The 1,305-nt window shown below is 73.6% G+C and carries 2 protein-coding genes; both read right to left on the bottom strand.

What is annotated here, in order from left to right:
- Positions 1–1,070 (bottom strand): threonine/serine exporter family protein (locus ACFFNX_RS50245; protein ID WP_378213584.1); only part of this gene is annotated, 1,070 nt, incomplete at its 3' end.
- A gap of 75 nt (positions 1,071–1,145) precedes the next feature.
- Positions 1,146–1,295, bottom strand: a complete 150-nt coding sequence (locus ACFFNX_RS50250) for a DUF4439 domain-containing protein (RefSeq protein ID WP_378213585.1) — start codon at positions 1,293–1,295, stop codon at positions 1,146–1,148.
- Between the last annotated feature and the right edge of the window lie 10 nt (positions 1,296–1,305).

The raw sequence follows: 1,305 nt of genomic DNA on the forward strand, positions 1-1,305 counted from the left end.
GCCGCCAGCAGCGGTGCGGCTCCCAGGCCCCGGCCGAGCACGTACACGGTCCAGATCAGCGCCCCGCTCAGTGCCGCCGCCGGCAGCAGGCGGCGCGGTACGGCCAGGGAGACCGCGAAGGCCACGGACACGCCCGCCGCCGCGAGCACCGCCACCGGCCGCAGCGTCACCGGCGCCGCAGGCAGGTCCCGTACGTCGATCGCGACGCCGAGGTGCACCGCGGCGTACACCGTCACACCGAGCCCGGAGACGATCGCCGCCACGATGAAGAACACCTCCAGCAGCCGCGCCCCGGCGCTGACCAGGTCACCGGTGATGCCGTCCTGGATGCTCGCGACCAGCGGGCGTCCCGGCAGCAGTGCCACGATGGCGCCGGTGACGATCGTCGACGCGTTGCCCGGCGAGCCCGCCGCGATCACCAGCACGGCGCTCGTCGCGCCGATCGCCGCCGCCACGGTGAGCTGGAAGAACTCCGCGATGCCCCGGCGGCCCAGCAGCGCGGCGGCCCGGTCGGCCAGCACCGTCGCGACGAACGCCGTTCCCACCCCGAGCGGCCCGCCGCCCATCGACAGGCTCGACGACGCGGCGATCAGCCCCAGCGAGACGACGGCCAGCCACGCCGGGTACGGCGACCCGTACGGCGGCTGACTCCGCTTGATCCTCCGGAGCCGGTCGTGGGCCTCCTCGAGGTCCAGCAGGCCGATGGAGGCCTCCTGGATGAGCGTGTGCAGCGCCGCGAGCCGCCAGTACGCCGGGTAGCGCCGCCGGATCGCCCGTGAGCCGGTCACCGGCAGGGCACCCCGGCCCGGATGGACGGACGCGGAGATCACCGTGAACGTCACCGACACCTCGCAGCGGGGGAGTTCGTACGCGACGGCCAGGCTGAGCATCGACTCGTTCACGCGTTCGGTGGCCTCGCCGCTCGCCAGCAACAGCTCGCCGACGCGCAGGACCAGGTCCAGCGCCTCCCCGGAGACGGTGTCGCCGGGTTCCTCCTCGGGCGGATCCGCGGTCGTCTCCCCCATCAGGGCCCGCCAGGTGTCCCGTAGCCGGTCGCGAGTCACACTCATGGCAGCGCCCGAAACCTCCCCAGTCGTGATCTTGATGTGATCTCGCCAGGCAGATTACCTATCAAACGTTCCGGGCTATTTTTCCGCCCTCGGGTACAAGGCCGCGCTGGTCAGGCCGGGGAAGGCGGCCGACGGCGAGCCGCGCCACCGGACCGCGCGCACGGTCGCCTCCTGCATCGCCAGGGCGGCGTAGCGGCGGAGGCTCGCGTCGGCGACGCCGGCCAGCCCGGCGAGC

This window comes from Actinoallomurus acaciae (assembly GCF_042429965.1).
In the GTDB taxonomy this organism is placed as follows: domain Bacteria; phylum Actinomycetota; class Actinomycetes; order Streptosporangiales; family Streptosporangiaceae; genus Actinoallomurus; species Actinoallomurus acaciae.